A 21,012-nucleotide genomic window follows, 5' to 3' on the forward strand; every position below is an offset into this window, starting at 1 on the left:
GCTTGACCGCGGAATGGGCCGGTCCGGCGGTCACGGCGGCGATCATATCGTCGCTGATCGCGATCATCGGGTGGCTCGTCTCGTACCGGATGACGCGGCGGCTGGAGACGGTGCGCCGCGACGAGAAGGTGCGCGACTTCCAGATCGCGCTTCTGGCGGAAATCCGCAGCGAGCGGCACCATCTGGCAACGCTGGATCTCGCGGGAGACCTGGAGCACGTGCGCGCGCAATATGCAGCCGCCGAGCAGCACGGCCGGGCCTATGCGCCCATGGTGCCACGGATCGCTGGGCCCCTCGTCTTCCCGAACGTGGTGAAGGAGATCCACATCCTGCCCGAGCGCACGATCGATCCCGTGGTGCTCTATTTCCGGCAGGTGCAGCTGGTGGAGCGGTTCATCGAGGACCTGCGCGGCGAGCGCTTCCGGTCCTTGGAAAGCGCACGGCAGATCGCCATGTACGCCGATTACATCGAATTGATGCGATACTGGCGGGTCATGGCGGAACAGGCCTGCGAGGCGCTGGAGGCATCGCTGGGCGCGTCGAGGCCGGTCAGTAGCTCGGCTTCGGTCCGTTAAGCCCGCTGATGGGCTTCGGCTTGTGGTCTGCGTTTTCTCTCATGTCATGCAATATAGCGGCTTGCCGCTGCACTTCCAAGGTCGCTGAATGCCCCTTCTCGAAGTCCGAAACCTGACAGTGACGTTCGATACGGCGTCCGGTCCGTTCAAGGCCGTGAGCGGTGTCGATCTTTCCATCGAGCCCAACGAGATCATGGCGATCGTGGGGGAATCCGGCTCCGGCAAGTCCGTCGGCATGCTGGCGGTGATGGGCCTCTTGCCCAAGTCCGCGACGGTCACGGCCGACCGGCTGGCCTTCGAGGGACAGGACATGCTGACCATGTCCTCCAGGGCGCGGCGGCGGATCATCGGCCGGGAGATCGCGATGATCTTCCAGGAGCCGATCGCCAGCCTCAATCCCTGCTTCACCGTCGGCTTCCAGATCGGCGAGATGCTGAAGACGCACACCTCCCTCTCGCGCGGCGAGCGTCACCGCCGCTCGGTGGAGCTGCTCGAACTCGTCGGCATGCCGGAGCCGGAGCGGCGCCTTTCCGCCTTCCCGCACCAGCTTTCCGGCGGCATGAGCCAGCGCGTGATGATCGCCATGGCGATCTCCTGCAATCCCAAGCTGCTGATCGCCGACGAGCCGACCACGGCGCTCGACGTGACGATCCAGGCGCAGATCCTCGATCTGCTCGTGGCGCTGAAGAACGAGACCGGCATGGCGCTGGCGCTGATCACGCATGACATGGGCGTCGTGGCGGAAACCGCCGATCGCGTCATCGTCCAATATGCTGGCGAACAGGTCGAGCGGCAGCAGGTCGCCGGCCTCTTCAGCGCGCCGCATCACCCCTATACGGAGGCGCTGCTCCGTGCCCTGCCCGAGCGGGCGATCGGCAATCGCCTGCCCGCCATCCCGGGCGTCGTGCCCGGCCAGGGCGACCGGCCGACCGGTTGTGTCTTCAATCCGCGCTGCCCTTATTCGACCGAGATGTGCCGCGAAGTCGTGCCTCCGCACCAGCCGATCGAACTCGGGCGCGCGCTTTGCCATTACCCCCGCAATACCGAAAAGGCAGCCGCATGACGGCCATCCTCGAAGCCACCGACCTCGCCCGCCACTACGAAGTGGGGCGTGGGGCGTTCCGCAAGCCCGCGACCGTGAAGGCGCTGGCCAATGCTTCGTTCAGCGTGGAGGCCGGCACGACGCTGGCCGTCGTCGGCGAATCCGGCTGCGGCAAGTCCACGCTCGCCCGCCTGCTGACGATGATCGAGGAGCCGAGCGCCGGCCGCCTCATCATCGACGGCGAGGACGTGACCGCCGGCCGTTCGGATCCGGCCGCGCTTCGCCGCAAGGTGCAGATCGTCTTCCAGAACCCTTACGGCTCGCTCAATCCGCGCCAGAAGATCGGCACGATCCTGGAAGAACCTCTGGAGATCAACACGAACATCCCGGCAGCGGAACGGCGGCAGCGCGCGCTCGACATGCTGACCCGCGTCGGCCTTCGCCCCGAGCACTACGGGCGCTACCCCCACATGTTTTCCGGCGGCCAGCGCCAGCGCATCGCCATCGCCCGCGCGCTGATGATGGAGCCCAAGATCCTGGTGCTGGACGAGCCGGTTTCGGCCCTCGACGTATCGATCCAGGCGCAGATCCTGAACCTCTTGTCCGACCTGCAGGAGGATCTCGGCCTCACCTACATCTTCATCAGCCACAACCTTTCGGTCGTCCGCTTCGTCGCCGACAAGGTGATGGTGATGTATCTCGGCCGCGCCGTGGAGATCGCGCCCGTCGAGGCGATCTTCGAGATGCCGCAGCATCCTTATACGCGCGCTTTGCTCTCCGCCACACCGGTGCCAGAACCGGCCCGGGCGCAGACGCGCATCAAGCTGAAGGGTGAGTTGCCGTCGCCGTTCAATCCGCCGAGCGGTTGCCCGTTCCATCCCCGCTGCCCGCATGTCAGGCCGGAGATCTGCGTTCCGGTGCGGCCGGAACTCGTCCAGGCGGGACCGACGCTGGTGGCCTGCCACGGGATCGAGCAGGGCTGGATTCCCGGCGCCGCGACAGTGAATGGCGCGACGCCGGAGCTTGGAGCGGAAAGGCTCGCCTGAGCCTTTCCGTCAGAAGATCAGCGGCGGATCAGGTTGCGCACCGCCGGGAAGATGCAGGCGGCCAGCGCCATCTTCACGAGATCGCCGAAGAGGAAGGGCGTGACGCCGAAGGCCATGATCGGCTTGTCCCAGCCGAGCAGCGTGCCAAGCCAGATGGCGCCGAAAGCGAAGATCAGGATATCGCCGGCCAGCATCGCGCCGAAGAGCTTCAGCGGATTACGGTCGAAGCCACGCTCGGCAAGGAAGCCGACCAGCGCGGTCGCCAGCAGGTAGCCGACGAGATAGCCGCCCGTGGGGCCGGCCATGTACATCAGCCCGAGGCCCTTTTCGGGCGTTCCCGCAAAGACCGGCAGACCGATCGCGCCCTCGGCCAGATAGAGCAGCATCGTCGCCACGCCGAGGCGGGATCCATAAGCCGCCGCGATCGCCACGACCGCAAGGCTTCCCAGCGTCATCGGCACGGGGACAAAGGGAACAACGGTCTTCGCGGCGATCGTGAGCACCAGCGATCCCAGCAGCGCGAAACCCGCGCTCATGGCCAGTCGCTGATTGCGCGAGGCCGGAAGCACCCGGGACACCAGAGCCCCCGTATAAGCAACCGCGTTCATGTCTCGATTCCTTCCAAACACTCCTTCGACCCTATAAAGAGGGCCGCTGAATCCGGCAAGACAAGCAACAGGACGGAATAGCCATGGCGCTTTCTTTCGACCGGGGTTTCAACCCCCGTCATGGCGAGGCCGTGCCGGCCTTTCCCGGCATTGTCCGCATCACCGCTCCCAACGCGAACGTCTTCACCTTCACCGGCACCAACACCTATCTGCTCGGCACCGAGACGCTCGTCGTGATCGATCCCGGACCGGACGACCCGGTCCATCTCGATGCGGTCCTGCGGGCGATCGATGGCCGGACGGTCAGCCATATCCTGGTCACGCACACCCACAACGACCATTCCGCCGGCGTTCCCTTTCTGGCGGAGAAGACCGGGGCCCTGGTCGCCGGCGGCGGCCCTCACCGGCTCGCCCGCGCCGCGGCTCCGAACGAGAATGCGACGCTCGACGCCGGCGCGGACGAGGCATTCAGGCCGGACCGCGTTCTGGGCGACGGCGACCGCATCGAGGCTGGCGGCTTCGTCATCGAGGCGGTCGCCACGCCTGGGCACACCGACAATCATCTCGCCTTCGCCCTGCCGGAGCATGGTGTCCTCTTTCCCGGCGACCACGTGATGGGCTGGGCGACCACCGTCGTCGCTCCGCCGGACGGCTCGATGCGCGACTACATGGCCTCGCTCGATCGCCTGCTGGAACGGCCGGAGACGCTTTACCTGCCCGGCCATGGCGGTCCCCTCGCCAATCCGCACCGGCTGGTCCGGGGCCTTCGCACCCATCGCAAGATGCGGGAGCGCGCGATCCTCCAGCGACTGGCGGACGGCGATCGAACGATCCCCGAGATGGTGGCGGCGATCTACCGCGACCTCGATCCGAAGCTTCACCGAAGCGCCTCGCTTTCCACGCTCGCCCATCTCGAGCACCTCGCCGAGCGCGGCCTGGTGCGAGCGGTGAGCGGCACCGGACTGGACGGCAGCTACGAACGGGCAGGCGAGCGGTCGGGCGTGTAGCCACCTTCCAGCAGCAGGTCCAGCTCGCCGAAGAAGGCCTTGATCCGCCTCGCATTCGTGCCGAGATCGTGCGTGCCGATCCGCGAGCGGGAGCGCATGTCGACACGCGTTCCGCCGGCCGTGCGCTCGATTCGGATCACCACGTCGTCGCGGAAGCCGAAGACCAGAGAGGTCGCCACGGCTTCGATGCGGCTGGCGTCGCCGTCATCCGGCGGAATGTCGGCCGTGATCTGCCAGCCGCGGTTCTGCACCAGCGTTTCCACGGCGTCATAGACCTGCTCCGGTCCGATCGGAAACACATGCGCGCCGACATCCGGATAGGCCTTCGCCTGCGCCGCAAGCTCTCCGGCCGTGGGTGGCGCGATGGCGGCGGCGGTAAAAGCCGGGGGATCGACGAGGTCGGTGCTGATATCGCTGAGTTGCGGCGCGATGGATGCGCCATAGCCGGCCAGTCCCAGCCAGGCCAGGGCCGGGAGCGAAAAGACGACGCCGGAAAACGCCCGCCCGGCGCCATAGCCTCCGGTAAACCAGATCGACACGAAGGCGTAGGCAGCCAGGCAAAGCGACACGATGGCGAGGCCGAATCCCAGCGCCAGCACCGGAAGGATGGCGACGTCCGGGATGGGGCCGAACCGATAGCCAAGGCTGGCAAGCGTCAGCACCGGCAACGACAGCGCGCCGATGCGCCCGCTCCATGTGGCGGCGTGGGATCGCGGAATGACGACACGGCCCCTCATGCGACGGCCGCGCGGGCCGGCGCGAAATATCGGGCGGGCCCGCCGCCGTGCCCGCTGGGAAGGAGCCGGAATGGCGGGCGCCGATTCGGGTCGGTGCCGGGCGCGCAGGCGACAATCATGCGGATGACCCCTTTCTTCCTCCGTTCTGCCTGATTCGCGAGTCAATCGTCTCCGCGACGTCACGGAATGGTTGATGGTACCGATGATGAACAAGACCGACCAGATCGCCGCCGACGCGGCCACGGAAGCGCTGTCCCTCCCGGCTGCGTTGCAGCTCAAGCTGGCGCTCGAAGCGGCCGATACGGGCCAGCAATCCTGGACGCAGATCGTGCGCGGCGCGGCGCGCAGCCTGGATGCCGAAGTCGTCTTCACCCTGCCGGAAACATCTCAGGGCGATGAAGTTCGTGCCCATGCCGTGCTGCGGATGAACGCGGGCGAAGGCGTCCTGCTCTGCGCCAGCCGCACCGGCGGGGCCATAATGGTGCGGGAGGAAGGCGAGATCGACGCGCCGCTCCTCGCGTTCGCCCGGGCTTCCATCGCGGTGATGGAGAAGCTCTCCGCCGATCGGGCGCTTCTCGCCCCGCTCCGCGACAGCATCTATGCGCCGCGCCGGCCTTCGCAGCCGCGCCGCCAGCAATCCTGACCGGGGCTCCCTTCAGGTCGCCAGCCGATGGAGCAGCGTGAGGGCTATCGCCCACATCACGAGGCCGATCAGGAAATCCAGCACGCGCCAGGCCACCGGGCGGGCAAAGAGCGGGGCCAGCAGCCTCGCTCCATAGCCGAGCCCGAAAAACCAGACGAAGGAGGCGAGCGCCGCTCCCGCGCCATAGGCCAGCCGGCCCCAGCCCCTGAATTGCGCGGAAAGGCTGCCGACCAGCAGCACCGTATCCAGATAGACGTGCGGATTCAGGAAGGTGAAGGCAAGGCAGGCAAGCACCGCCTGCCTCGCGGTTCCACCGCGCTCGCCCGCCGGCTTCAGCGCTTCCGGCCGCAGGGTGCGCCTGAATGCCAGCGCGCCGTAGACGAACAGGAACGCCGCGCCGAACAGCGTCGCCGCTTCCAGGAGCAAGGGCGAGCTCGCGACCAGCGTGCCGAATCCGCCGACGCCGGCGGCGATCAACAAGGCATCCGAGAGCGCGCAGATCAGCGCCAGCACGAAGACCGGCCCGCCGATCAGCCCCTGCCGGAGAAGAAAGGCGTTCTGGGCCCCGATCGCGACGATCAGGCTGGCGCCCAGCAGGAAACCGCTCAAGCCGGCGCCCGACATGGTAGTCCCCTGTTCTGGAGTTCGATCAGGCTTCGTTCACGTTGCGAAACCCCCGGCCTGCATAAAGCCGCGATTCAGGCTATAGAGAAGCCTGTTATCGCCCGATCCGAAAATTGTCGCGTTGCCGCCGCTCACAGGAGCCTCTTCATGCGCCGCCTTCTGAACATCGTCGCCGCCGGAGCGCTCGCCGCGAGCCTTGCCCCGCTGCCCGCCATGGCTGAGACCAGCGCTCCGCAGAAAAGCGAGATCGAAGGCATCGTCCACGATTACCTGCTCGCCCATCCCGAAGTGATCGCGCAGGCGATCCAGAAGTTGCAGACCCGCCAGCAGGAGCAGGAGAAGGATCAGCAGACCCAGGCGATCGCCGGGCTGCATGACAAGATCTTCGATTCCACCAACCAGGCGGTGATCGGCAATCCCAAGGGCAAGGTCACGCTGGTCGAGTTCTTCGATTACAATTGCGGCTATTGCAAACATTCGCTTCCCGACATGCAGGCGCTGGTGAAGGCGAACCCCGACCTCCGCGTCGTGATGAAGGAATTCCCGATCCTGTCGCAGGGCTCGCTCGACGCGGCGCGCATCTCCGTCGCGGTGAAGGACCTCTTCCCCGACGAATACCCCCGTTTCCATGTCGAGCTGCTCGGTCGCAACGGCAATGCCAGCACGCAGAAGGCGCTCGCCGTCGCCAAGGATCTCGGCCTCGATACGGCCGCGCTGCAGAAGCAGGCCGCCAAGCCGGAGGTGGACCAGAACTTCGCCGAGGTGCGCCAGATCGCGGATGCGCTCGGGATTTCCGGGACGCCGTCCTGGGTGATCGGCAACGAGGAGATCTCCGGCGCGGTCGGCTTCGACGCGCTGCAGGAAAAGATCGCCGCCGTGCGGAGCTGCGGCAATACGAGCTGCTGAACCGAACCGGCTCGCAATGCTTTATTTCAGCGACGCGAAGGGCTATTGCCTCTTTGGCCTCGCTCGGGAGCAGATATGAAAGCCTTCCTTCTTCAGTTCGTCACGTGGTGGAACGGTCAAACGATCGGTACGCGCTTCTACACCTGGCGCAAGGGACAGCTGGTCGGCACCGACGAGGCCGGCAACAGCTATTATCAGGATCCCTCCATCGGGCGCCGCTGGGTGATCTATTCCGGCGAGGTGGAAGCCTCCCGCATTCCCCCGGGCTGGTACGGCTGGATGACCAAGAAGACCGATATCGCCCCGCCGCAGGAAAATTATCGTGCGCACGATTGGCAGAAGCCCCACCTCGCCAACCTGACGGGCACGCCCGCCGCGTACCGGCCGAAGGGCTCCATGCTCTCCGGCGAGCGACGCCCCGAGGTGACCGGCGACTACGACGCCTGGACGCCCTGAGCGGCTAGATCGTGGCCACCTCGCATCCCGAGCCGACATCGCGCCAGACCTGGTCGGCGGACACCTACGAGCGAAATACGCGCTTCGTGTCGGATCTCGGCGCCGGCGTGGTTGAATGGCTCGCGCCTGGGCCCGGCGAACGGATCCTGGATCTCGGCTGCGGCGATGGCGCGCTGACGGTGAAGCTGGTGCAGGCCGGCGCCGATGTCGTCGGCGTCGACGCCAGCGATAACTTCGTCGAGGCCGCGCGCAAGCTCGGGCTGGACGTACGCTTGATGGACGGCCACGCCCTCGCCTTCGAGCGCGAGTTCGATGCGGTCTTCTCCAATGCCGCCCTGCACTGGATGCTCAGGCCCGAGGCGGTCGTCTCGGGCGTGGCGCGGGCGCTGAAGCCCGGCGGTCGATTTGTCGCCGAATTCGGCGGCCATATGAACGTGGCGGCGCTTTCCACCGCGATGCGCGCCGTGGGTGACGCCATGGGCGGCGATGTGGATATCGCCGGACCCTGGTTCTATCCGACCGAGGACGAGTATTCCGCGATGCTGCGGGCCGGAGGCTTCGAGGTGGAGAAGATCGCGCGGTTCGCGCGCCCGACGCCGCTGCCCACCGGCGCGCGCGGCTGGCTGGAAACCATGCGCGCTCCCTTTTTCGACCAGTTCGGCGAGCGGCGCGAGGAAGCCTACGACCGGGTGCTCCGGGCGCTCAAGCCCTCGCTCTGCGACCGCGCCGGCAACTGGACGGCCGATTACGTCCGACTGAGGTTCATCGCCCGGCTTCCCGGCTGACCGGTTCTGCCGTTTACCCGCGGGACGATCCCGCCCAACCATCTGGATCAATGCGCAACCTTCTCCCCGCCACCGGTGTCCTGCTGACCCTCCTCGCCGCCTCCCCGGCATCGGCCGAGCCGATCAAGAATCCCGTGGCGGTCTTCGAAGGCCTCGACAAGATCACCGCCCGCGTCACGAAGTTCGACGTGCGGATCGACGAGACCGTGCAGTTCGGCGCCCTCCGGGTGACGCCCAAGGTCTGCCATACGCGCCCGCCGACGGAGCCCGCGCAGACAACGGCCTTCGTCGACGTGGACGAGGTGACGCTTGAGGGGAAGGTGCAGCGCATCTTCACCGGCTGGATGTTCGCCGCGAGCCCCGGCCTCCATGCCGTCGAGCATCCCGTCTACGACGTCTGGCTCGTGGACTGCAAACAGCAGATGTCCAAGGAATCGACCGACAACCCGAATGCGCAGGAGCAGATGGAAGCTCCTCCCGTCGGAACCGACACCACGCCGCAGGCGGCCCCCGAGGCCGGCGCGCCCGAGGATTGATCGCCCGTTGGGCGGCGGGCCCGCCGTCCGCGTTATTCTTCGGGCGTCCAGCGCCTGAGCGGCGTTTCCTCGCAGTAGCCCTGCGGCGAGGGATAGGTGATGAATTCCACCGTCATGCCCCATGGCGTGCGGCCGTAGCGGAAGACGTTGCCGCGTCCGGCTTCCAGCGGCGGCAGAGGATGCGGTCCGGTCAGGAGTTCGCCGCCGGCAGCGGCGAAGCGGCTCGTCGCCGCGTTCATGTCCTCAACATAGATGGCGAGATGCTGCAGTCCGAGATCGCTCGCCCGCGCAGGCGGCCGCTGGTCCGGCGCGCTGATCTGGAAGAGTTCGATCCCCGGTCCCCGGCAGAGCTGCAGCATGCGGATGGCGGTAACCTTCGCCCCCGGCGCGAGGCCGAGCTTCGCCTCAGCCTCCGGCCCTTGCTGCGGGTCGGCGCCCCGTGGCAGGGTTTCATAGATGGTTTCGGCGCCGAAGGCGGTGACAAGAAACTCGGTGGCTTCCTCGATGTTCGTAACGGCCACGCCGATATGGTCGATCCCGCGCAGATTGTTCGCGCTGCTCATCGGCTCCCCCCAAAGTCCGCTTCCCCCTGTTCCAAGACGGAGGTCGCGGCCGGGTTCCCTCAGAACGTCGATTCGATCGTAAGTGCCTTTTGCAGGCGGCGCTTATACTCCGCCCGGGGTATCTCGATCGCACCGAACTGGGAAAGGTGCTCGGTGACGAACTGGGTGTCGAGCAGGGTGAAGCCGTGGGCCTTCAGCCGCTCCACCAGCTTTACCAGCGCGAACTTGGACGCGTCGCGCTCGAAGGAGAACATGCTCTCGCCGAAGAAGGCGCTGCCGAGATGGACGCCGTAGAGGCCGCCCACGAGCCGCCCCTCACGCCAGGTTTCCACCGTATGGACATGGCCGCTGCGAAAGAGCGCGCCGTAGAGCTCGCGGATCGCGGGATTGATCCAGGTCTCATCCGCGTCCGGCCGTGCCGCGGCGCAGCCGGAAATGACCCCCTCGAAGTCGGTATCGAATCGGACTTCGAAGGGACCGGCCCGCACGGTCCGCGCCAGCCGGCGCGGAACGTGGAAGGTATCGAGCGGGATGACCCCCCTCAGCTTCGGCTCGACCCAGAAGAGGGTCGGGTCGTCGGCTGATTCGGCCATGGGAAAGATGCCGTAGGCATAGGCCCGAAGAACGAGTTCGGGGGTGATCTCGTCCATCGGGTCCAATGTCGGCACGCTTCAGGCTCCGGCCAGAGCCTCGCGCCGCCCGGCCAGATAGGTTTCCAGCCAGCGGATGTCGTAATTGCCGGCGATGATGTCCGGCTCGTTGGCGAGATCGCGGAAGAGCGGCACCGTGGTCTGGATGCCGTCCACGACGATCTCGTCCAGCGCGCGACGCAGGCGCGCCAGCGTTTCCTGCCGGTCGCGGCCATAGACGATCAGCTTGCCGATCAGGCTGTCGTAGTTCGGCGGGACGGCATAGCCCTGGTAGACCCCGGAATCGACGCGAACGCCGAGACCGCCCGGGGGATGGTAATAGGTGATCCGGCCCGGCGACGGCGCGAAGGTCAGCGGGTTCTCCGCATTGATGCGGCACTCGATGGCATGGCCGGCGAACTTGACGTCTTCCTGGCTGAAGGAAAGCCCCTCGCCCGCCGCGACGCGGATCTGCTCCACGACGAGATCGATGCCGGTCACCGCTTCCGTCACGGGATGCTCGACCTGCAGGCGGGTGTTCATTTCGATGAAGTAGAACTCGCCGTTCTCGTAGAGGAACTCGATGGTGCCCGCGCCGGAATAGCCGAGCCCGGCCATGGCGCTGGCCACGATGCCGCCGATGCGCTCGCGTTCTTCGGGCGTGATCGTCGGGGCGAGCGCCTCTTCCCAGACCTTCTGGTGGCGGCGCTGCAACGAGCAGTCGCGCTCGCCCAGATGCACGGCCTTGCCCTTGCCGTCGCCGATGACCTGCACTTCGATGTGGCGGGGCTTGGAAAGGTATTTTTCCAGATAGACCGCATCGTCGCCGAAGGCCGCGCGGGCTTCCGCCTTGGCGGTTGCCAGCGCCTTCGGCAGGTCCTCGGCCGTCTCGGCCACCTTCATGCCACGACCGCCGCCGCCGGCCGCCGCCTTGATGAGCACGGGATAGCCCATCTTGTCGGCCACGGCCTGAGCCTCGGCCTCGTCGCGAAGCGCGCCCTCCGATCCCGGCACAACGGGAATGCCGAGGCGGATCGCGGTTTCCTTCGCCTGAATCTTGTCGCCCATGATGCGGATATGGTCCGCCGAAGGGCCGATGAAGGCGATGCCGTGCGCGTCCAGGATGTCGGCGAAGCGCGCGTTCTCGGAAAGGAAGCCGTAGCCGGGATGCACAGCCTCGGCCCCGGTGATCTCGCAGGCGGCGACGATCCGGGGAATGTTGAGGTAGCTCTCGCTGGCGGCGGGCGGGCCGATGCAGACGCTTTCGTCGGCGAGGCGCACATGCATCGCATCCGCGTCGGCGGTGGAGTGCACGGCCACCGTCTCGATCCCGAGTTCCTTGCAGGCGCGCAGGATGCGGAGGGCGATTTCGCCGCGATTGGCGATGAGGATCTTTTTGAACATCAGGTTACCGGCGGATGCGGATCATTCGATGATCATCAGCGGCTCGCCGTATTCGACCGGCTGGCCGTCATCCACGAGGATGGACGTGATCTTGCCGGAACGCGGGCTCGCCACTTCGTTCATGTGCTTCATGGCTTCGACGATCAGGATGGTCTGACCTTCCTTGACCGTGTCGCCGACCTCCACGAATGGCTTCGAACCGGGCGCGGAGGCGCGATAGAGCGTACCGACCATCGGCGAGGGAACCATGCCGGGGTGGCGTGCCGGATCTGCGGCCGGCGCGGCCGCGGCTGGTGAGGCGGCAGCGGGGGCCGATGCGGGCGGGGCGCCGGCATAGACCATCTGCGGCGCCGCTCCCCCACGGTTCATGCGGGAGACGCGGATGCGGAGATTGTCCTGCTCGACCTCGATCTCGGTGAGGTCCGTCTCATTCAACAGGGACGCGAGGTCCCGAATGAGTTCCTTGTCCACGCTCTGTTTCTTATCAGCCATGCCTGATCCGTTTATCCAGTCCTCAACCACCGGCACGCCGGTGGTCAGCAGGTGAAGGTTCGCGCCGGTATCGCAGATAACGCCCTTCGCCGCGATAGAAAGGGTGAAAGTTTTGCGTCAAAGGCGATCCGGGCAAGTCTTGTGAAATCTTCGCGGCAACCGTCGACCCGGCCGCGGCTCCCTTCGCCCATCTCTTCACGATGAAGGAGAACGGCGAAGCGGCACTGTGCGACCCGCTCGAATCACTCCTGCCCTGCTCCCGGGCGCGGCAGGCCGCGTACGGCCGGACGATTCCGCCGGCGGGCGCCGGGGATCGGGAAAGGGTGCGAAGATCAGGAGAGTGCGAGAGCGCCATTCCGGCCCGTTGCGGATTCCGTTTGCGCGAGTTCGAGGCGCGATGTGCGCCTTATAGAGGCATCTCGTGCAGAGGCAAAGCGGCTGTCTCAAAATCGCAACATGCTTCGTTCAGACTTATCCACCGGCTGACGGCGCGAGACTCGCACGTGAAATCAGGGGCTTAGGCGTTTATCCCCGAAGTCCCGTCCGCATTGTCCGTTCGCCCCCCAATCCGAGCGAAGAAAAAAATCTAGATATTGACAGCGGGAAACCGCCAAACCCCAGAACTAGACGTTCTTGACGCCTCGGCCTCACTACCAGTAGCTTCCGGCATGCCCCGCGAAATCGGGGGCGAGTGTCTTGATCAGCGTGTCAGTTGCGTAAGGCGTCAAGCGGCGGAACCCCTGTTCCCGCCGAACGCCTTTGCACGTCCGCCATTTAGACAAACGCAAGATTTATGGATAACACTCGGCTGAAGCACCATATGTAGTGCTTGCCAACGACGAGGCTGAACATGCGGATCGAGCGGCATTATACGAGCGAAGGCCAGTCGCCCTACGAGGGGATCGCGTTCCGGACCGCCACCAGCGAAATCCGCAACCCGGACGGCTCGATCGTCTTCCGCCTGGCCGATATCCAGGTGCCGGCCTCCTGGAGCCAGGTCGCCAGCGACATCATCGCCCAGAAGTACTTCCGCAAGGCCGGCGTCCCCGCCCGCCTGAAGAAGGTGGAGGAAACCTCCATCCCCTCATGGCTCTGGCGCTCGGTCGCCGACACGGAAGCGCTGGCCGCCCTTCCCGCCGGCGAGCGCTACGGCTCCGAGATCGATTCGCGCCAGGTCTTCGATCGCCTTGCCGGCGCGTGGACCTACTGGGGCTGGAAGGGCCAGTACTTCGACGGCGAGGCCGACGCGCAGGCCTTCTATGACGAGCTGCGCTTCATGCTGGCGACGCAGAAGGCCGCGCCGAACTCGCCGCAATGGTTCAACACCGGCCTGCACTGGGCCTATGGCATCGACGGCCCCGGCCAGGGCCACTATTACGTGGACTTCGAGACCGGCAAGCTAGTGAAGTCCAAGTCGGCCTACGAGCATCCGCAGCCGCATGCCTGCTTCATCCAGTCCGTCGGCGACGACCTCGTCAACGAGGGCGGCATCATGGACCTGTGGGTGCGCGAAGCCCGCCTCTTCAAGTACGGCTCCGGCACCGGCTCCAACTTCTCGCGTCTGCGCGGCGAAGGCGAGCGGCTGTCCGGCGGCGGCAAGTCCTCCGGCCTGATGTCCTTCCTGAAGATCGGCGACCGCGCGGCCGGCGCCATCAAGTCCGGTGGCACGACGCGCCGCGCGGCCAAGATGGTCGTGGTCGACATCGACCATCCCGACATCGAGGCCTACATCGACTGGAAGGTGAAGGAAGAGCAGAAGGTCGCCGCTCTCGTCACCGGTTCCAAGGTCGTCTCAAGGCACCTGAGCGCCGTGATGAAGGCCTGCGTCAATTGCGACGGGCCGGAGGGCGACTGCTTCGACCCCGCGAAGAACCCCGCCCTGAAGCGCGAGATCCGCGCCGCCAAGAAGGCGCAGGTGCCGGAAAACTACGTCCAGCGCGTGATCCAGTTCGCCAAGCAGGGCTACAAGGACATCGAATTCCCCGTCTACAACACCGACTGGGATTCCGAGGCGTACCTGACCGTTGCCGGCCAGAACTCCAACAACACCGTGCGCGTGGAAGACGGCTTCCTCAACGCCGTTGAGAATGACGGCGACTGGAACCTGATCCGCCGCACCGACGGCAAGGTCGCCAAGACCCTGCAGGCCCGCGATCTCTGGGAGCGCATCGGCTATGCCGCCTGGGCGTCCGCCGATCCGGGCATTCACTTCCACACCACGATCAACGACTGGCACACCTGCCTGAACGACGGCGAGATCCGCGCTTCCAACCCGTGCTCGGAATACATGTTCCTGGACGACACGGCCTGCAATCTCGCCTCCATGAACCTCCTGCAGTTCCGCAAGAACGGCCAGGAGTTCGACACGGTCGCCTTCGAGCACGCCACGCGCCTGTGGACCGTCGTTCTGGAAGTGTCCGTGCTGATGGCGCAGTTCCCGTCCAAGGAAATCGCCCGCCTCTCCTACGAGTACCGGACGCTGGGCCTCGGCTACGCCAATATCGGCGGCCTGCTGATGACCTCCGGCATTCCCTACGATTCGGCGGAAGGCCGCGCCATCTGCGGCGCAATCACCGCGATCATGACGGGCGTGTCCTATGCGACCTCGGCCGAGATGGCCAAGGAGCGCGGGCCCTTCGCCGGCTTCGAGCGCAACCGCGAGGTCATGCTCAAGGTCATGCGCAACCATGCCCGCGCCGCCCGTGGCGAGACCGCCGGCTACGAGAAGCTGCATGTCACGCCCGTGCCGCTCGACCACTCGTCGCTGAAGACGCTCGGCGGCAACGGCGACAACCTCGCCGCCCGCGCCGTCCATGCCTGGGACCAGGCGCTGGCGCTCGGCGAATGGCACGGCTACCGCAACGCCCAGTCCACCGTCGTCGCGCCGACCGGCACGATCGGCCTGATCATGGATTGCGACACGACGGGCATCGAGCCGGACTTCGCGCTGGTGAAGTTCAAGAAGCTCGCCGGCGGTGGCTACTTCAAGATTATCAACCGCGCGGTGCCGGAAGCGCTCGCCACGCTCGGCTACGACCAGAGGCAGGTCGACAACATCATCTCCTATGCGGTCGGCCACGGCACGCTGAAGAACGCGCCCGGCGTCAACCACGAGACGCTGAAGGCCAAGGGCTTCACCGAGGAGAAGATCGCGGCGCTCGAAGGCGGCCTGGGTGCGGCCTTCGACATCAAGTTCGCCTTCAACAAGTGGTCGCTGGGCGAGGACTTCTGCAAGGACGTGCTGAAGCTCACCGACGAGCAGCTGAACGACATGTCGTTCGACCTGCTCGCCGCCATCGGCTTCTCCCGCAAGGACATCGACGCCGCCAACATCTTCTGCTGCGGCGCGATGACCGTGGAAGGCGCGCCGGAGCTGAAGGACGAGCATCTCGCCGTCTTCGATTGCGCCAATCCCTGCGGCCGCCTCGGCAAGCGCTACCTTTCGGTCAACAGCCACATTCACATGCTGGCGGCGGCGCAGCCCTTTATCTCGGGCTCGATCTCCAAGACCATCAACATGCCGAACTCCGCGACGGTCGATGATTGCAAGGAGGCCTACATGCTCTCCTGGCGCCTCGCCCTGAAGGCCAACGCGCTCTATCGCGACGGCTCCAAGCTGTCGCAGCCGCTGAACGCGTCTCTTATCGCCGACGAGGAGGACGAGGAAGAGGACCTGATGGAAGCCCTGATCGCGGCCCCCGCCCCGGCCAAGGCGGCGATCGCGGCCGAGCGCATCGTGGAGCGCATCATCGAGCGCCAGGTCCGCACCCGCGAGAAGATGCCGGACCGCCGCAAGGGCTATGCCCAGAAGGCGATCGTCGGCGGCCACAAGGTCTATATCCACACCGGCGAATACGACGACGGCCGCCTCGGCGAGATCTTCATCGACATGCACAAGGAAGGCGCCGCCTTCCGCGCGATGATGAACAACTTCGCCATCGCGATCTCGCTGGGCCTGCAATACGGCGTGCCGCTCGAGGAATACGTGGAGGCCTTCACCTTCACCCGCTTCGAGCCGGCCGGCATGGTCTCCGGCAATGCCGCGATCAAGAACGCCACGTCGATCCTGGATTACGTGTTCCGCGAGCTGGCCGTCTCCTATCTCAGCCGCCACGACCTCGCGCATGTCACCCCCGACGACACGCATTCCACCACCATCGGCCGCGGCGTCGCCGACGATCGGCAGGTGAACGCGGCTCCGGTTTCCAGCGGCTACACCCGGGGCCGGCAGACTTCGCTGCAGCTGGTCTCCGGCGAGCCGAAGGGCTTCGGCGGCGGCAATGGCGGCTCGGCCGGTGGTTCGGCCGCGGGCAAAGGCGGCGTGACGCTCGCTCCGGCCGTGGCTGTCGCCAAGGCTCCGGGTTCGATCGCGGTCGCGGTTTCCGGCAACACCGCCTTCAAGCGGGAACTGGCGCCGGAAACGGAGATCTCCGGCTTCGAGGCTCACGAGCACCATCATGAGCACGAGCACGACCGTCAGCACGACGCCGAGCATCATGCCCGCGCCAACAAGGCGGCCAAGGTCGCGGAAGCCCGGATGAAGGGCTACGAGGGCGAGAACTGCTCGGAGTGCGGCAACTTCACGATGGTCCGCAACGGCACCTGCCTGAAGTGCGACACCTGCGGCTCCACGAGCGGCTGCAGCTGAGAAACAGGACGATAACAGATGCCTCCGCGGCTTACGCGGAGGCACCTTATCAGGAGTGGAAGCGGAAGAGAGTTCACCCGTAACGGAGTAGCGGCGATGCCATCCCAAGTTCGCTTTCGGTGCGACAATTGCGGCAACCGGTTCGAAGAAACTGTTCTCACGAAAGAGGAGATACAGGAGGCTCAACGACGCGAAACTCAGCTCGGGCGCATTCATTGCCCCCGCTGCAAACGCACTGACCTTGCAAAAGGTTGGTGAACTAAGCCGGCGGAGATGATCCGTTTGCCCGAGACAAAGAACACTGTGAATGTCTTCGTCTCGTACTCTCACAAGGACGAAGTTCACTGGGACAAGCTGCGGACGCACCTCGCTCCGTTGAAGCGCCAAGGACTCATTTCCCTCTGGTGGGATCACGACATCCTCGAAGGGGGAGAACTCACTCCAGAGATCCGGAAAGCCTTGCGGCAATCCAACGTGTTCGTGGCCTTGGTCAGCCCCGATTACCTAGCATCTCACTACTGCTTCGACATAGAGTACCAGTACGCGCTCCGCCGACGCCAGCGAAAGACCATGCATGTAGTTGCTGCGATCATTCGCCCCTGCGAGTGGAAGCATACTGAGATGGTGCGGTATAGATCGCTTCCGAAAGACGGCAAGTCGGTAACCGAGTGGAAGAATAGAGACTCAGCTTACGAAGATATCGCAGCCGGTTTACGTCGAGTGGTCGCAGCCGTTGTAGCTGAGCAGGCGAGCAAGCCTCCCCTCTCCCGAGAGACAGACAAGCGACGGCAAAGACCGAAGTCTAGCGGCCTCGGTAAACCTGCCGGGCAAGTTGGCGCAAAACCAACATCGCCCAGGAAAGGCATCGCCGGCGCTCCGACAAAAACAGCTTCAAAGCGCTCCGCAGCTACACGTACTCAGCGCCCAAACTCCAAAACTGCCTAATTAGATTCGGCTACTCGCAATCTTGGCTCGCGAGAATGGGTTTGATCTTCGGCCGAACGGCGTTGCAGGTTAATTGATGATCCCTATTCGCCCCGCTCTCGCCGCCCTTCTTCTCACCGCCGCCACGCCGGCGCTCGCCGCCTCTGACGCGCCGGAAGACCCGACAGCCAAAACCCTGGACGCCTGCCTCAACAGCGATCGTGGCACCTCGACCGCCGGCATGACCGATTGCGAGGATACTGCGGCGAAGGATTATGATCGGCGGCTGAACAAGGCCTATGGCGCGCTGGTAAAGGCGCTGGCCGCCCCGGCCGCGGAGAAGCTGAAGCTTTCCCAGCGCGCGTGGCTCGCCTTCCGCGACAGTGAGCGCAAGACGCAAAGCGCGCTGTTCGAGACGTTGCAGGGCACGATGTATGTCCCGATGCAGGCCGACGAGGTCATGGCGCTGACGCGCGAACGGGCGCTGCGGCTGGAATCCTATCTCCGGGTCCTCGCCACCGGTCCGTGACACCGCCGGACACCGCCAACCGCCAAAACGAAAACCCGCCGCCTCCGGGGAGGCGACGGGCTCTCTGAACTGCCTGTGCGGCTTGAGGCTTACTTCAGGCTGAGCGCATCGCGCATGGTGAAGAAGAGGTCCGTCTGGTCCGTCAGGCCCATGACGTTGGCGGCGCCCGGACCGAAGGCGGCGACGCGAAGCTGCGTGCCGGTATGGCCCTGCGAGTCGGTCTCGGAATTGCCGTAGCTCACCGCCATCACCGAGCCGTCCTTGGTCATCAGCGCTTCCGTCAGCCCCGGCGCCTTGGTGTCGGGCTCGACGATCTGGCTGGAATGGGCGTGGTCGGCCGTGACGACGACCAGAGTGTGACCATCCTTGCGGGCGAATTCCAGCGCCTTCTGCACGGCTTCGTCGAGGTCCACCGTCTCGCCGATCTGGCCGCAGGGATTGGCGGCATGGTCCTGCTTGTCGATGGACGCGCCCTCCACCTGCAGGAAGAAGCCCTTTTCGTTGGTGCTGAGGAGCTCGATCGCCTTGCCCGTCATGTCGGCCAAAGTCGGGATCGCGGCGGTGCGCTCGGCATTTGGCTCGCAGGTCACGGCCGGCTTGTCGAGATTGCCATGCAGGCTGGCCTTCGGGCCGTTCCAGCGAACGGGCATGTTGCTAGGCGCGAAGAGGCCGAGCACCGGCGCGTCCCCGTTGGCCTTTGTGACGGCCTTCAGCTCGTCGGCGTTCTTCACGACCTTGAATCCGCGCGTCTGCGCCTGATCCATCAGGGTCTTGCCCTGCCACTCGCCGGCCGTCGCGATCTCGTTGAAGGTTTCAGCGCCGCCGCCCAGCATCACGTCCGGACGCGTGTTCAGCATCTGCTCGGCGATGGAGCCCGCGCCGCCCTTTTCCAGCGCGTTGCCGGCACACTTCGCGGTCGTGGCCTTGGGGCCATAGCATTTGCGGTCCGTGACATGCGCCACGAGCACGGCCGGGGTGGCGTCCTGCAACTCGGCGGTGGATACGTCGCCCGTGGCAAGCCCGGCGGCCTTCGCCAGCTCCAGGATCGTCCGGTGCGGCTTGCCTTCCACATCGACGCCGATCGCGCCGTTATAGCTCTTCACGCCCGTGGACCACGCTGTGCCGGACGCGGCGGAGTCGGTCACGTAGTCCGGCTTGCCTGTATCCTTGTGCAGGGAATAGTGCGTGTACTGTCCGGTGACCGGCAACGCGTCGATCCCCTTGAAGAAGCCGCCGGCGCCTTCCGCATAGTTGCGGGCGAGCGTGATCTCCGAATCGCCCATGCCGTCGCCGATCAGCAGGATCACGTTCTTCGCCGGGCCGGTGACGAGCGCCGCCCGCATGGCCTCCGTCGCATCGCCACTGAGACGGCGCGCGCCGCCGGGCGCCTTCAGGTCGCCCTGCGCCGCGCGTACCGTCGTCGCATTGGCCGAAGCAGGCTCCTGCGCATGGCCCACGGCCGCGCCGGAAACCAGCAGGATGACGGACGAAAAAGTTGTCCTCAGAAGATTACGATTGGCCATGGTGTCCGGCTCCGGGTTCGAAAAGGCGCGAGAAATGCGCGCTGACGCCCTTCTGTCCCGAGCAGGTCACGGTTTGATGACAGCCGCAGCCGAGGCTAAAGCGGCCTTGAACGCACGATCGGGCGCGTTTCGAGGGTCTATTCCGTCGGGATGAACTTCAGGACCCCGGCCACACGATGACTGCCGCTATCCTGTGGATGGGTCACGCCGTCGTTCACCGGCACCTCGGGAAAATCGAAGGGGCTGATCCCGGAAAGGCACGCGACGTTGACGCCGAAGAGGTTCGGGTCGGAGCGGCGCTTGTGATGCGTGTAGATACCGCAGCGCGAGCAGAAATAATGCTTCGCGACGTGCGTGTTGAACTCGTAGAGCGTCAGCGCGTCGGCGCCCTGCAGAATCTCCAGATCGCCCACCGCTGCCGAGACCGCGACCGCCCCGCGCATCCGGCAATAGGAACAGGTGCAACGCCGCGCCGTGTGAAGCCCATCCGTCAGCTTCACGCGAAAGCGCACCGCGCCGCAATGGCAGGCCCCCTCGATCTGGTCGATGTCGTAGTTCAACGTCGCCTCCCTTGCCCGCTTCGGTGACGAAGCATGCGTCGCCATGCCGGGACTATCACCTGGCCGCCGATTATCACAACAACTCCGCCGCTTCCGCCAGCCGCCGCACCTCCCGCCAGGTCGCGAGTTCCTGCCGTGCGTCTTCCAGCGCCCTGTGCCGGGGCACGCGTTGCTCGGCTTCGGCGCGGGCGGCGGCGAGGATCTCCGCCGTCAACCCCGCGATTTCATTCGGAACCACGCCCCGCGCAAGAAGCATGGAGCGTGCCGTCTCGGCCTGCACATCGTCGGTTTTCTCCAATCGCAGCTCGTGGCGGGGCCGGCCGCCCGCGCGCAGGAGCGCACTCAGCCACTTGCCATCCCAGGAGGGCGCGCTGGCGCAAAGCCGGTGCCCGCCCAGTTCGCTCGCCATCCGCTCCGCCACCACCACGTGCGAGGTGCCCTCGCCCACCAGCATCTCCCGCGTGATGTTGTGAATTGCCGCGGCTTCGTCGTCCCAGTCGATCCAGTCCGGCGCGGGCCGGATGAGATGCGCCTCCTCCCGGCCATCCTCGAAGACCCAACCCACCTCGATGGGGTAGCTCTTCTTGCCAAGCGAAGAGGCTTCGAAATCCAAGAAGACAAGCATCGCGTTCCCTCGTTCGCAGGAACAAGCCGCGATATGCGCGGGAGGTTTCAACGACCGTCCATTTTCATCCCCACTTTGATAACTGCCTGTGAAGAACATGAAAGAGACGGCTTGCGCACCGCGAGAGCGGGCGCTATACGAAGCCCACTT

21 protein-coding genes and 1 pseudogene are annotated in these 21,012 nt (G+C 65.7%); 12 read left to right on the plus strand and 10 right to left on the minus strand.

The window, feature by feature from the left end; genetic code table 11:
* Nucleotides 1-2 precede the first annotated feature (2 nt).
* The 3 genes from BMY25_RS12145 to BMY25_RS12155 all read left to right on the plus strand — a co-directional run bounded on the left by BMY25_RS12145 (nt 3) and on the right by BMY25_RS12155 (nt 2,663).
* Complete coding sequence (locus BMY25_RS12145; RefSeq protein WP_092496911.1) at nt 3-575, plus strand: hypothetical protein; 573 nt, start codon at nt 3-5, stop codon at nt 573-575.
* Nucleotides 576-663: 88 nt separating this feature from the next.
* A complete protein-coding gene (locus tag BMY25_RS12150) occupies nt 664-1,638 on the plus strand; it encodes an ABC transporter ATP-binding protein (protein ID WP_092496912.1) in 975 nt (324 codons plus the stop codon).
* Nucleotides 1,635-2,663 (plus strand): dipeptide ABC transporter ATP-binding protein, encoded by a 1,029-nt coding sequence (locus BMY25_RS12155; RefSeq protein ID WP_092496913.1) that lies wholly within the window; start codon nt 1,635-1,637, stop codon nt 2,661-2,663. Before BMY25_RS12150 ends, BMY25_RS12155 begins: the two co-directional genes overlap by 4 nt.
* Before the next feature lie 17 nt (nt 2,664-2,680).
* Here the strand turns inward: BMY25_RS12155 and BMY25_RS12160 are convergent, their stop codons facing one another.
* Nucleotides 2,681-3,271, minus strand: a complete 591-nt coding sequence (locus BMY25_RS12160) for a biotin transporter BioY (RefSeq protein WP_092496914.1) — start codon at nt 3,269-3,271, stop codon at nt 2,681-2,683.
* A gap of 83 nt (nt 3,272-3,354) precedes the next feature.
* Between BMY25_RS12160 and BMY25_RS12165 the strand changes: the two genes are divergently transcribed.
* Nucleotides 3,355-4,278 carry an MBL fold metallo-hydrolase gene (locus tag BMY25_RS12165; RefSeq protein ID WP_092496915.1) on the plus strand — a complete coding sequence of 308 codons (924 nt, stop codon included), beginning with the start codon at nt 3,355-3,357 and terminating at the stop codon, nt 4,276-4,278.
* Here BMY25_RS12165 and BMY25_RS12170 read toward each other — a convergent pair.
* Nucleotides 4,245-5,015: a DUF1499 domain-containing protein gene (locus tag BMY25_RS12170; RefSeq protein ID WP_092496916.1), complete on the minus strand. Its 771-nt coding sequence runs from the start codon at nt 5,013-5,015 to the stop codon at nt 4,245-4,247. The two genes, BMY25_RS12165 and BMY25_RS12170, sit on opposite strands and share 34 nt — an antisense overlap.
* A 193-nt stretch (nt 5,016-5,208) precedes the next feature.
* Here BMY25_RS12170 and BMY25_RS12175 point away from each other — a divergent pair, with 193 nt between their 5' ends.
* Nucleotides 5,209-5,658: a hypothetical protein gene (locus BMY25_RS12175; protein ID WP_143061959.1), complete on the plus strand. Its 450-nt coding sequence runs from the start codon at nt 5,209-5,211 to the stop codon at nt 5,656-5,658.
* A gap of 12 nt (nt 5,659-5,670) precedes the next feature.
* On the opposite strand, the gene BMY25_RS12180 is transcribed toward BMY25_RS12175, so the two are convergent.
* Complete coding sequence (locus BMY25_RS12180) at nt 5,671-6,282, minus strand: LysE/ArgO family amino acid transporter (protein ID WP_092496918.1); 612 nt, start codon at nt 6,280-6,282, stop codon at nt 5,671-5,673.
* A gap of 147 nt (nt 6,283-6,429) precedes the next feature.
* Here BMY25_RS12180 and BMY25_RS12185 point away from each other — a divergent pair, with 147 nt between their 5' ends.
* From BMY25_RS12185 to BMY25_RS12200, 4 genes and pseudogenes are all read left to right on the plus strand, one after another.
* Complete coding sequence (locus BMY25_RS12185; protein ID WP_092496919.1) at nt 6,430-7,188, plus strand: DsbA family protein; 759 nt, start codon at nt 6,430-6,432, stop codon at nt 7,186-7,188.
* Nucleotides 7,189-7,263: 75 nt separating this feature from the next.
* Nucleotides 7,264-7,644, plus strand: coding sequence for an NADH:ubiquinone oxidoreductase subunit NDUFA12 (locus tag BMY25_RS12190; RefSeq protein ID WP_092496920.1), 381 nt, complete (start codon nt 7,264-7,266; stop codon nt 7,642-7,644).
* An 11-nt stretch (nt 7,645-7,655) separates the two neighbouring features.
* Entirely contained in the window at nt 7,656-8,429 is a 774-nt protein-coding gene (locus BMY25_RS12195; RefSeq protein ID WP_092496921.1) for a class I SAM-dependent methyltransferase, read from the plus strand.
* A 50-nt stretch (nt 8,430-8,479) separates the two neighbouring features.
* Nucleotides 8,480-8,938: pseudogene (locus BMY25_RS12200) on the plus strand (DUF2155 domain-containing protein); the annotation flags it as partial.
* Nucleotides 8,939-8,997: 59 nt separating this feature from the next.
* Here BMY25_RS12200 and BMY25_RS12205 read toward each other — a convergent pair.
* From BMY25_RS12205 to accB, 4 genes are read right to left on the minus strand one after another with little or no spacing between them, the layout of a single operon-like run.
* Nucleotides 8,998-9,528: a VOC family protein gene (locus BMY25_RS12205; RefSeq protein WP_092496923.1), complete on the minus strand. Its 531-nt coding sequence runs from the start codon at nt 9,526-9,528 to the stop codon at nt 8,998-9,000.
* A 59-nt stretch (nt 9,529-9,587) separates the two neighbouring features.
* Nucleotides 9,588-10,178, minus strand: coding sequence for a leucyl/phenylalanyl-tRNA--protein transferase (gene aat / locus BMY25_RS12210; protein ID WP_092496924.1), 591 nt, complete (start codon nt 10,176-10,178; stop codon nt 9,588-9,590).
* Between the two features lie 21 nt (nt 10,179-10,199).
* Nucleotides 10,200-11,561: an acetyl-CoA carboxylase biotin carboxylase subunit gene (gene accC, locus BMY25_RS12215; protein WP_092496925.1), complete on the minus strand. Its 1,362-nt coding sequence runs from the start codon at nt 11,559-11,561 to the stop codon at nt 10,200-10,202.
* Between the two features lie 21 nt (nt 11,562-11,582).
* Nucleotides 11,583-12,053, minus strand: coding sequence for an acetyl-CoA carboxylase biotin carboxyl carrier protein (gene accB / locus BMY25_RS12220; protein ID WP_092496926.1), 471 nt, complete (start codon nt 12,051-12,053; stop codon nt 11,583-11,585).
* 850 nt (nt 12,054-12,903) lie between these two features.
* On the opposite strand from accB, the gene BMY25_RS12225 reads away from it, so the two are divergent.
* The 3 genes from BMY25_RS12225 to BMY25_RS12235 all read left to right on the plus strand — a co-directional run bounded on the left by BMY25_RS12225 (nt 12,904) and on the right by BMY25_RS12235 (nt 18,154).
* Nucleotides 12,904-16,701, plus strand: a complete 3,798-nt coding sequence (locus BMY25_RS12225; RefSeq protein ID WP_092496927.1) for a vitamin B12-dependent ribonucleotide reductase — start codon at nt 12,904-12,906, stop codon at nt 16,699-16,701.
* Nucleotides 16,702-16,974: 273 nt separating this feature from the next.
* Nucleotides 16,975-17,646, plus strand: a complete 672-nt coding sequence (locus BMY25_RS21455) for a toll/interleukin-1 receptor domain-containing protein (RefSeq protein ID WP_092496928.1) — start codon at nt 16,975-16,977, stop codon at nt 17,644-17,646.
* 76 nt (nt 17,647-17,722) lie between these two features.
* The gene (locus BMY25_RS12235; protein WP_092496929.1) at nt 17,723-18,154 is read left to right on the plus strand and encodes a lysozyme inhibitor LprI family protein; all 432 of its coding nucleotides are present in this window, start codon (nt 17,723-17,725) and stop codon (nt 18,152-18,154) included.
* An 89-nt stretch (nt 18,155-18,243) separates the two neighbouring features.
* Here BMY25_RS12235 and phoA read toward each other — a convergent pair whose 3' ends face one another.
* From phoA to BMY25_RS12250, 3 genes are all read right to left on the minus strand, one after another.
* A complete protein-coding gene (gene phoA / locus BMY25_RS12240; RefSeq protein ID WP_092496930.1) occupies nt 18,244-19,677 on the minus strand; it encodes an alkaline phosphatase in 1,434 nt (477 codons plus the stop codon).
* Between the two features lie 137 nt (nt 19,678-19,814).
* A complete protein-coding gene (locus BMY25_RS12245) occupies nt 19,815-20,237 on the minus strand; it encodes a GFA family protein (RefSeq protein ID WP_092496931.1) in 423 nt (140 codons plus the stop codon).
* 73 nt (nt 20,238-20,310) lie between these two features.
* Entirely contained in the window at nt 20,311-20,862 is a 552-nt protein-coding gene (locus tag BMY25_RS12250) for a 3'-5' exonuclease (RefSeq protein ID WP_092496932.1), read from the minus strand.
* Between the last annotated feature and the right edge of the window lie 150 nt (nt 20,863-21,012).

The sequence above is a fragment of the Faunimonas pinastri genome, assembly GCF_900110915.1.
GTDB lineage: Bacteria > Pseudomonadota > Alphaproteobacteria > Rhizobiales > Afifellaceae > Faunimonas > Faunimonas pinastri.